The sequence below is a fragment of the Rhodococcus sp. C26F genome (assembly GCF_053345925.1).
Map to the genome: position 1 here is coordinate 31,735 of NZ_JBKFBA010000031.1, position 9,613 is coordinate 41,347.

At 71.4% G+C, this 9,613-nt stretch carries 10 protein-coding genes; 7 read left to right on the forward strand and 3 right to left on the reverse strand.

The genetic code is table 11. The features are described from left to right. Nucleotides 1-35 precede the first annotated feature (35 nt). On the reverse strand, nucleotides 36-455 hold the full coding sequence (locus tag ACLBYD_RS23360) for a DUF3040 domain-containing protein (RefSeq protein WP_413768294.1): 420 nt from the start codon (nucleotides 453-455) through the stop codon (nucleotides 36-38). Between the two features lie 173 nt (nucleotides 456-628). Then, nucleotides 629-1,114 (reverse strand): SAV_6107 family HEPN domain-containing protein, encoded by a 486-nt coding sequence (locus tag ACLBYD_RS23365; protein ID WP_006554150.1) that lies wholly within the window; start codon nucleotides 1,112-1,114, stop codon nucleotides 629-631. Nucleotides 1,115-1,437: 323 nt separating this feature from the next. Between ACLBYD_RS23365 and ACLBYD_RS23370 the strand changes: the two genes are divergently transcribed. Genes ACLBYD_RS23370 through ACLBYD_RS23390 form a run of 5 tightly spaced genes read left to right on the forward strand, consistent with a single transcriptional unit; the run spans nucleotide 1,438 to nucleotide 6,458 of the window. Beyond that, nucleotides 1,438-2,085: a GNAT family N-acetyltransferase gene (locus ACLBYD_RS23370; RefSeq protein WP_447818328.1), complete on the forward strand. Its 648-nt coding sequence runs from the start codon at nucleotides 1,438-1,440 to the stop codon at nucleotides 2,083-2,085. Further along, nucleotides 2,082-3,677 (forward strand): phytoene desaturase family protein, encoded by a 1,596-nt coding sequence (locus ACLBYD_RS23375; RefSeq protein ID WP_447818329.1) that lies wholly within the window; start codon nucleotides 2,082-2,084, stop codon nucleotides 3,675-3,677. Before ACLBYD_RS23370 ends, ACLBYD_RS23375 begins: the two co-directional genes overlap by 4 nt. Next, nucleotides 3,674-4,552: a carotenoid biosynthesis protein gene (locus tag ACLBYD_RS23380; RefSeq protein WP_447818330.1), complete on the forward strand. Its 879-nt coding sequence runs from the start codon at nucleotides 3,674-3,676 to the stop codon at nucleotides 4,550-4,552. Before ACLBYD_RS23375 ends, ACLBYD_RS23380 begins: the two co-directional genes overlap by 4 nt. Continuing rightward, nucleotides 4,549-5,271: an LppM family (lipo)protein gene (locus ACLBYD_RS23385; RefSeq protein WP_016693820.1), complete on the forward strand. Its 723-nt coding sequence runs from the start codon at nucleotides 4,549-4,551 to the stop codon at nucleotides 5,269-5,271. Before ACLBYD_RS23380 ends, ACLBYD_RS23385 begins: the two co-directional genes overlap by 4 nt. Continuing rightward, nucleotides 5,241-6,458, forward strand: a complete 1,218-nt coding sequence (locus ACLBYD_RS23390) for a glycosyltransferase (protein WP_447818331.1) — start codon at nucleotides 5,241-5,243, stop codon at nucleotides 6,456-6,458. Before ACLBYD_RS23385 ends, ACLBYD_RS23390 begins: the two co-directional genes overlap by 31 nt. A gap of 24 nt (nucleotides 6,459-6,482) precedes the next feature. On the opposite strand, the gene metF is transcribed toward ACLBYD_RS23390, so the two are convergent. Next, nucleotides 6,483-7,427: a methylenetetrahydrofolate reductase [NAD(P)H] gene (gene metF, locus ACLBYD_RS23395; RefSeq protein WP_447818357.1), complete on the reverse strand. Its 945-nt coding sequence runs from the start codon at nucleotides 7,425-7,427 to the stop codon at nucleotides 6,483-6,485. Between the two features lie 192 nt (nucleotides 7,428-7,619). Here metF and ACLBYD_RS23400 point away from each other — a divergent pair, with 192 nt between their 5' ends. Beyond that, nucleotides 7,620-8,693: a polyprenyl synthetase family protein gene (locus tag ACLBYD_RS23400; protein WP_447818332.1), complete on the forward strand. Its 1,074-nt coding sequence runs from the start codon at nucleotides 7,620-7,622 to the stop codon at nucleotides 8,691-8,693. A 5-nt stretch (nucleotides 8,694-8,698) separates the two neighbouring features. Further along, the coding region (locus tag ACLBYD_RS23405) for a phytoene desaturase family protein (RefSeq protein ID WP_447818333.1) at nucleotides 8,699-9,613 on the forward strand (915 nt) is incomplete at its 3' end.

Genomic DNA, 9,613 nt, shown 5'->3' on the forward strand with positions numbered 1-9,613 from the left:
CGCGCCGTCGTCGGTACACCTGATGGTCGAGGAGGTCAGTCCTGCTCGAAACGCCTCCGGAACCGCTCTTCCATGCGGTTGGTGAAGCCACCACCCGAGGACTTCTTGCCGCCGCGGGAACTTCGACCGGTCTTTCCGGAACCGGAACTACCGCCCGTCGTCCCGGGAGTCGACGGCCGACGACCGCCGAGGAGCAACAGGACTCCGGCGGCGAACATCACGAGGAACCCGAGCAGACTGATGATCGGGAAGCCGCCCGGCTTGAGCGGCAGGGCAACGCCGGCGATCAACAGCGTCAGGCCCAACACGAACAAGGCGCCAGCCTGTAGCCGCCGCCGGTTCGACGCCATCCCCAACCGGCTGCCACGCACGGTCGAGGCGAACTTGGGATCCTCAGCATAGAGCGCGCTCTCGATCTGATCGAGCATGCGCTGCTCGTGCTCGGAGAGTGGCACGGTACCTCCCCCGGCACTAAACGGTGGCCACCGGATCCGTGGGGCGAATCCGGCGGGGGGCCGTCCGTACGGCCGCCTGAGTCAATAATACGAGCAGATGCCGCTGTGGACCACAAACTCCACACGTGAGTTCGATCCCCTCTTCGGCGAAGGCCCTCGTGAAGGGCCGAAAGTCACCCACCGACACCGACCTCCGGCTCTGCTTCGGCGTCGAGATAGCCCTCCACATCGTGCAGGAAGTGGCCCACCTCGTCGTAGAAGGCACCGGATTCGTCGGCTCCCACCGCCTGCGCGACCCCCGCCTCGACCGCGGTGCGGGTGGCGGAGCGATCGGCGAAGTAGTCGGCCCAGACGGCGAAGGACTCGTCGGCGCGCGCCATGAGTGCCCATGCGTTGCGCGTCGCGGGTCGGCGGGGCCGGATCCCGGAGCGCAGCTCCGCGGCGGCGACCACCGCACCGGCACCGCGCAGCGCCGCCAGATAGGCGAGGCGGAACCGCTCGCCCGGATCGCCGGCACCGGCGGCACCGGAAAGCAGATCGTCGGCCTTGCGCAGCAGCGTCGCCGCGCGCGCCGAGGTGGCATGGTCGATGCATGCGGACGGCCCGAGCGTGGGAGACGTTCGGCGCGGGCCTCGACTCGCGACCTGACCGTTGGCCATGTTCACGCACCTCCTCGGCGTGGTCTCACCACTCGTTACAACGAGCGGTATCCGGTGGCATTCCCGCCGAAACGCCGAGGAACGGAGATCACTGTCCTCGAGTGAGGCCCGACACGGACGCCGAGCGGGAGACCCCAGGGTGATCCGGGGATGTTCGCTTCCCTCGAACATCCCCGGATCACCGGTGTCGAACATGCGTTCGACGTATTCAATATAGCTGGACCCACCGACAACCCGTCAAGAGAAAGCGGCCACGTCATCCCGAACGATCAGCGAGACCCGAGCACCTCCGACGCACCGCGAGCCACCCGAACGAGTCACGCATGACCACCGATCCCTGCCAGGACGCCCCGATCCTCACCGAGCTCTCCCCCGCGGACTTCCGTGCGCGCCTGCCCTCGCTGCTGACCGTCTACGTCGCGGCGATGCGATATCCCCGAGGCACGGAGTACCACCGCGCGCCGATGTGGTCCGAGCATTCGGCCCGCGCGGGTTGGCAGGCGTTCGCCGCGAGCCTCCCCGAGGATCCGGACACCGTCGTCGGGATCGCGTACGGCTACCGGGGCGACACCCGCCAGTGGTGGAACCAGCAGGTGCGCGCCGGCATGCGCCATTCCGGACGGTCCCCCGAGGAGATCGATCGCGTCCTCTCCGACTACTTCGAGCTCACCGAACTGCACGTCCGACCCGACATGCAGGGACGCCGCATCGGTGAACTGCTCCTGTCGGCGCTGCTGCGGGAACGCACGGAAGCGGCCGTACTGCTGTCGACACCCGAGGTGCCGGGCGAGGACAACCGGGCGTGGCGGCTGTACCGTCGGTTCGGATTCCAGGACGTCGTCCGCCGGTTCGTCTTCACCGGCGACGCCCGCCCGTTCGCGGTCCTCGGCAGGAGCCTGCCCCTCGAGCCGGACCTCGTTCCGCACCACCATCACACGATCGACGATCCGGACGGAAGCGGTACCCCATGAACGCCACACTCGACGTCGTCGTCGTCGGCTCGGGCCACAACGCCCTGGTCTCCGCGTGTTATCTCGCCCGCGACGGATGGTCGGTCGAGGTTCTCGAACGCGACACCGTGCCGGGCGGCGCCGTCTCCACCGTCGAACGTTTCCCCGGATATGCCGTCGACCGCGGCTCCTCGGCGCACATCATGGTGCGCCACTCCGGGATCGTCGAGGAACTCGATCTCGCCGCCCACGGCCTGCGCTACATCGACTGCGACCCGTGGGCGTACGCGCCGCCCCCGGCGGACTCCGACCGTCCCGGCATCGTCTTCCACCGCGATCTCGACCGGACCTGCGCCTCCGTCGAGGCCGCCTGCGGACGCCGCGAGGCCGACGCGTACCGCCGCTTCGTGCAGGACTGGGGCCCGCGCAGCGCGGCGGTGATGAAGTCGTTCACCCGTCCCCCGACCGGCCGGCACCTGCTGTCCTCGTTCTGGGGACTCGACGCGGGTGAGGGTGGCAGCGCCCTGTCCCGCCGGTTCCTCACCACCGGCGACAGCCTGCTCGACGAGTACTTCGACGACGAACCCCTCAAGGCGGCCCTCGCCTGGTTCGGCGCGCAGTCCGGCCCGCCCATGTCCGAACCCGGCACCGCGGCGATGGTGGGCTTCGCCGCCCTCATGCACACCCTGCCCCCGGGTCGCGCGATCGGCGGAAGCGGTGCGCTCACCCAGGCCCTGCTGTCGCGGCTGCGGTCCGATGGCGGCACGGTGACCTGCGGCGACGCCGCCACCGAGATCCGCCGGACCGGCGATCTGTGGACCGTGCGCACCGAATCGGGACGCTCGGTGCAAGCCCGCAGGGTCGTCGCCGGATGCCACGTGCTGACCACGCTGGATCTGCTCGACCGCGGCGGATACGACCGCGACCGGCTCGAGGGCTGGCGTCGCAGCATGCGGGTCGGTCCGGGCATCGGCATGGTCCTGCGCCTCGGCACCGACTCGCTGCCCCGCTACCGCGGCTGCGACGAGCCCGAATCGACGACCTCCGGTCTGCAACTGCTCGTCGACGACCGCGCCCACCTGCGCGCCGCGCACGGCGCCGCGATGGCGGGAGACCTGCCCCCGCGACCCGCCGTCCTCGCGATGAGCTTCTCCGCCCTCGACCCGACGATCGCACCCGACGGCAAGCACCAGATCACGCTGTGGTCCCAGTGGCATCCGTACGCGCTGCGCGGCGGACGTCGCTGGGCGGACATCGCCGGCGCCGAGACCGACCGCATCCTCGTCGAGATGGAGACGCGCTCTCCCGGCTTCACCGCGAGCGTGGAGCACTGCCACGTGCAGACCCCCGCGGACATCGAGAGCGAACTCGGCCTGCTCGGCGGGAACGTCATGCACGTGGAGATGTCGCTGGACCAGATGTTCCTGTGGCGTCCGCTGCCGGAGCTGTCCGGCTACCGGGTGCCCGACGCGCCCGGCCTCTATCTCACCGGCGCCTCGACCCATCCCGGTGGTGGAGTCTCCGGTGCGAGCGGCCGCAACGCCGCCCGGGTCGCCCTCGCCGACGCCAAGGGCAGTCTCGTGGACCGCGTGAAGGGCTGGGTGTCGCGGTGACCGACACCCGCGTCCCCGCACCGCCCCGACCGGCCCGGTGGCGGACGGTCCTTCCGATCGTCCCGGCCGTCGCCGCGGTCCTCGCCCAGATCGCCTATCCCCTCACCGAGAGCGGCGCCCGGGACGCCGCGACCGTCGCGGTCGTCACGCTGCTCACCGCCGCCTGCCTCGTCCACGCCGCGTTGAACCGCGGCATCACCTTCGCCGTCGTCCTGTTCGTCAGCTCGGCGGGCATCGGATATCTGTCCGAGGTGGTCGGCACGATGACCGGCTATCCCTACGGCTGCTACAGCTACGTCACCGACAGGCTCGGGCCGGCCGCACTCGACGTCCCGCTGGTGGTGCCGCTGGCGTGGTCGGCGGGTCTGTACCCCGTCTGGTGCGTGGCCTCCCGCCTCGTCCGCAACGGTCCCGGCAGGGTCGCGGCGGTCACCGTCGGCATGCTGGGCTGGGATCTCTATCTCGACCCCCAGATGGTGGCGGACGGGCACTGGTCGTGGTGCAACGCCGGCGGCCTGCCCGGGATCGAGCACATCCCGCTCACCAACTACGCGGGCTGGCTCCTCGTCGCCGCGATCATGGCGATCGTGCTCGTGCTCGTCGACTCCCGTTCGGACCGCGCCGACGCGCCCCGGCACGACGCCGTGCCCATCGCGCTGTTCCTGTGGACGTGGCTCGGTTCGGCCCTCGCCCACAGTGCCTTCCTCGACGCTCCCGAACTCCGGTACTCCGCGGTGTACGGGCTGGTCGTCATGGGGGTCCTGGGTGTTCCCCTGCTGGTCTCGCTCGTCCGGTCGTGGCGCGGAAGCGCGTCCGGTCCCGGAGCCGACGAGGCACGACTCGCCGCGAGCGACCCGAAGAACCGACGAGGATGACCGTGCCTGGCACCATGTTCTCCGTGCAGTCGTCCAACCTGTCCGTCCGCCGTCGTGTCGTCGCGGTCGTGGGGCTCGTACTCCTCGGCCTCCCGCTCCTCACCGGCTGCCTGCGCGTGCAGGCGACGATGGGGATCTCCTCCGACGACCGTGTGTCGGGGCAGATCGTCGCCGCGACCATCCCCGCCGACGAGAACGATCCCGGCCCCGAACTCACCGCTCCCTCGGCCCTGGCCGGGAAGGTGCGGGTGCAGGAGTACTCGCAGGACGGCTACGTCGGGAGCCAGGTCTTCTTCAACGACCTCACCTTCGGCGACGTCCAGCAGCTCGCCACGATGTCCGATCAGAGCGCCGGCATGTTCCAGCTCAACCTGCAGCGCTCGGGCGATCTGGTGGCCCTGAACGGACGCGTGGATCTCGAGTCCGCTCCCACCCAGGGCACCGACGTGCAGTTCACCATCGCGTTCCCCGCCCGGGTGGCGACCACCAACGGCACCCGCGAGTCGGATTCGGTCGTGACCTGGAAGCTTCCGGCCGGCGAGGTGAGCACCCTCCGCGCGGAGGTGCGCTACGCCGATCCCAACACGCGCGGTTTCGCGGGCTGGGCCGGAATCATGGCCGGCGGCGCCTTCGGTGTCACGCTGATCATCGCCGGCGCGGCCTGGTTCACCCGCAATCCCGCGCCGCAGTGGTCGTCGGCGAACGGGACGCGGTCCTGACCCGCCTTCCGCGCGACCCGTCCCCCGGTCTCACGCGACTCGTCGCCGGTGGCGTTCTCGTCGCCTCCTACGGCGCGGCCGTTGCCGTCGCGAACCGCGTCTCGCTCCCCCGTCTCGTGCCGGGTCCGGTGGTCGACGAGCAGGTCACCGTCGTCGTCCCCGCCCGCGACGAGGCGCCCCGCATCGCCGCGATCGTCTCCGACCTGCGGGCACAGACAGGACTGCACGCCCTGCGCGTGGTGATCCTCGACGACGACTCGTCCGACGGCACCGCCGACCTGGCCACGGCCGCGGCCGAGGGCGACGAGCGCATCACCGTCGTCCGATCGACACAGCCACCGCCCGAAGGATGGACCGGGAAGGCGGCCGCGTGCGCCGCAGCAGTCGCCCACGCCGGATCGACTACCGACAGCGGCATCGTCGTGTTCGTCGACGCGGACGTCCGGCTCGCACCCGACGCGCTCGCCGCCGCCGTCGCTCTGCTGCGCCACCAGGATGCCGCGCTCGTCTCACCGTTCCCGTACCAGCTCACCGGGTCGGTGCTCGAACGGCTCGTGCAGCCACTGCTGTTCTGGTCGTGGTTCTCGGTGCTGCCCGTCGCGGTCTCGCACCGCACCCACCGGCCGTCGATGGCGATCGCATGCGGACAGTTCCTCGTCTTCGACGCGCGCGCCTACGCGGCGATCGGCGGGCACGCCGCGGTCGCGGCGAGTCCCACGGAGGATCTGGATCTGGCCCGGACACTGCGTCGCGCCGGACTGCCTACGACGGTCGCGGCCGCGGGCGGGCTGGCGTCGTGCCGGATGTACGACGGACCCCGCCCGCTGATCGGCGGTTACACCCGCTGGTTGTGGTCGGCGTTCGGCTCCCCGGTCGGGGCGGCCGCGGTGGTCGCGCTGTATCTCCTCGCCTACCTCGTGCCCCCGGCCGCGGCGCTTCTCGGCGCGGGGCGGACGCGACGCTGGGGCGTGGCCGGTGCCGCCGCGGGCGTGACGTCACGCCTTCTCGCGCGCGTCACCGAACGGGGAGGACGCCGACACCCGGACGCTCCGGACCGTCCCGTCGACGACCTGCTGGACGCCGCGGCGCACCCGGCATCGGTCCTGGCGTTCGGTGCGCTCACGGCGTCGTCGATCCGGGCACGGCGCGGCGGACGCGCGGCGTGGAAAGCCCGCGTCCTGCCCTGACCCCGAGCCGGCGCGGGCCGGATGTCAGGCCGGCTGCACCGCGGCGGGAGCTTCGAGTTCGTAGCCGAGGCGGTCGAGCACCTCGCCGGTCGCGCGGGCGAAGTTGAGCGTGATGAAGTGCAGGCACGGCGCACCCTCGGAGATCAGCCGCTCGCACATCTCCGTCGCCACCTCGATGCCCACCTCGCGCACCGCGGCGCGGTTCTCCTCCGGACCGTCGCCCGCCGCGCGCCGCAGCCGCTCCTCGAGAACGGGCGGCAGATGCGAACCCGACAGTTCGAGGCTGCGCCGCGCCGAGCGCAGCGACGTGATGGGCATGATCTCGGGGATGATCGGCTTGCGCCCCTGCTCGGCGTCGCAGGCCACGACCCGGTCGCGCAGCCTCAGGTAGTGCTCGACGTCGAAGAACATCTGGGTGATCGAGTACTCGGCGCCCGCACGCAGCTTCTGCACGAGATAGCGGGTGTCGTGATCGAGGTCCGGGGACCGGTGGTGTCCTTCGGGGAACGACGCGACGCCCACGTGGAAGTCGCCGAGCTCGCGCACCAGACGCACGAGTTCGTCGGCGTATTCGAGACCTTCGGGGTGCTTCTCCCACTCGCCGAGCGGGTTGCCCGGCGGGTCGCCGCGCAGCGCGAGGATGTTGGTGATGCCGCGGTCGGCGTAGGCGCCGACCATCGCGCGCAGTTCGTCGATGCTGTGCCCGACGGCCGTGAGGTGCGCGACCGGCAGGAGGGTGGTCTCCTCGGCGAGACGTCCGGTGACCCGGACCGTACGGTCGCGGGTGGAGCCCCCGGCGCCGTAGGTCATCGATACGAAGGCCGGGCCGAGACGTTCGAACGTCCGCACGGCGCGCCACAGTCGTCCCTCGGCCTCGGCGTCGCGAGGCGGGGAGAACTCGACGGAGAACGGAATGCGGCCCGAACGCGCGGACCCGAGACGGTCCACGATCGACGGGGTCCGAGAAATCCCGCCGTCCTCGGTTGCCCTGACGAAGTCGCTTGTCACCGGTCCAGCATAGGTGGCGCCCCCGGGGCGGTCGCTACCGGCGACGACCCGACTGTGCGGATAGGCTGGTCGCGGCACCTCCGGCTCACCCGCCTCCGAGGTGCCGTCACCCATCGACCTGGAGGTTTCGTCCTGTCTACCGGCGCCGATCACTTGTCTGCCGAGCAGCTCCCCCATCGGGTGGAGGACTCCCTCCGGCAGTTCTTCACCTCACGCTCCGACCTGGTCGACTCGGTGGGCGGTGGATACCGGCAGGCCGTCGACACGCTCGAGGCATTCGTGCTGCGCGGCGGCAAGCGGGTGCGTCCGCGTTTCGCCTGGACGGGCTGGCTCGGCGCCGGTGGTGACCCGACCGGGCCGGACGCCGAGGCCGTCCTGCAGGCGTGCTCCGCGCTCGAGCTCGTGCAGGCCGCGGCGCTCGTCCACGACGACATCATCGATGCCTCCACCACGCGCCGCGGATTCCCCACCGTGCACGTCGAGTTCACCGAGCAGCACCGGAAGGCCGGCTGGCACGGCAGGCCGGAGCAGTTCGGCGAGTCGGTCGCGATCCTCCTCGGCGACCTCGCCCTGGTCTGGGCTGACGACATGCTGCACTCGGCGGGGCTCGACCCCGCGACCGTCGCGCGCGTGGTCCCGGCCTGGACCGCGATGCGCACCGAAGTGCTCGGCGGGCAGTATCTCGACATCGCCAACGAAGTGGCGGCGGACGAATCGGTGGAGGCCGCTACGCGGGTCAACCGGTTCAAGACCGCGGCGTACACGATCGAACGCCCGCTGCACATCGGCGCTGCCCTCGCCGGCGCCGACGACGACCTCATCGCCGCCTACCGCCGCTTCGGCACCGACATCGGCCTGGCGTTCCAGCTGCGCGACGACCTGCTCGGTGTCTTCGGCGACCCCGAGGTCACCGGCAAGCCTTCGGGCGACGACCTGCGCTCGGGCAAAAGGACCGTCCTGTACGCGCTGGCACTGGAGACGGCCGATGCCTCCGATCCGGCCGCGGCCGAGCTGCTGCGCACCTCGATCGGGACCGATCTGTCCGACGCGCAGGTCGAGCACCTCCGCTCGCTGCTCGTCGATCTCGGCGCGGTCGCCCGGATCGAGGACCGCATCTCGGAACTGACCGACAGCGCGTTCGAGGCGCTCGAGTCGTCCGGCGCCACCGAGGAGGGCAAGGCCCTCCTGCGCGAGTCGGCGGTCGCGGCGACGCGACGGGTGGCGTGAGGGCGGTGCGGACGGTTCCCGGCGCCGACCGGGTCGTCGTGGTCGGTGCCGGTCTCGCCGGTCTGTCGGCGGCGCTGTACCTGCGCGGCGCCGGCAAGGACGTCACGGTTCTCGAACGCGCCGATGACGTCGGCGGCCGGGTCGGCAGCTATCACGGCCCGGGCTACGAGATCGACAACGGCGCCACCGTGCTGACGATGCCCGAGTTGATCGACGACGCGCTCGCCGCGGTGGGCGCCGACCGCAACTCCGTCCGGCCGGCCCTGCGCACCCGGCGACTGTCCCCCGCCTATCACGCGCGGTTCGCCGACGGCACCTCGATCGACGTGCACTCCGACCCCGACGCCATGGTCGCGGAGATCTCACGGGTGTGCGGTCCCGACGAGGCACGCCGCTATCTGCGGTTGCGCGCGTGGCTCGCCGACATCTTCGACGCCGAGTTCGACCGCTTCATGGACGCGAGTTTCGACTCGCCGCTCGACCTGGTCTCGTCCCCGGCGGCGCTGCGCGATCTGGCGCGTCTGCTCCGACTGGGCGGGTTCGGCAGGCTCGGCGCGCAGGTGAACCGCAGGGTCACCGACCCGCGCCTGCGCCGCGTCTTCACCTTCCAGGCGCTGTACGCGGGGGTCGCTCCGGCACGGGCCCTCGCCGTCTACGGGGCCATCGCCCACATGGACACCTCGCTGGGCGTGTACGCGGTGGACGGCGGCATGCGGTCGGTCGCCCGCGCGATGGCCGCGGCGTTCGTCGAGGCCGGCGGACGGCTCGAACTCGGCCGGGAGGTGACCTCGCTCGACCTCTCCGCCGGTCGGGTCGACGGTGTCCGCACCCGCGACGGACAGCGCTTCCCGTGCGACGCGGCCGTCCTGACCCCCGACACCCCGGTGGTCGACGGATTGCTGCCGCGCCGACGGCGCCGC

Bases quoted from the DNA above. Each gene is read 5' to 3' on its own strand.
- ACLBYD_RS23365 (WP_006554150.1), bottom strand. From the start codon at position 1,114: ATGGCCAACGGTCAGGTCGCGAGTCGAGGCCCGCGCCGAACGTCTCCC.
- ACLBYD_RS23370 (WP_447818328.1), top strand. From the start codon at position 1,438: ATGACCACCGATCCCTGCCAGGACGCCCCGATCCTCACCGAGCTCTCC.
- ACLBYD_RS23375 (WP_447818329.1), top strand. From the start codon at position 2,082: ATGAACGCCACACTCGACGTCGTCGTCGTCGGCTCGGGCCACAACGCC.
- ACLBYD_RS23385 (WP_016693820.1), top strand. From the start codon at position 4,549: ATGACCGTGCCTGGCACCATGTTCTCCGTGCAGTCGTCCAACCTGTCC.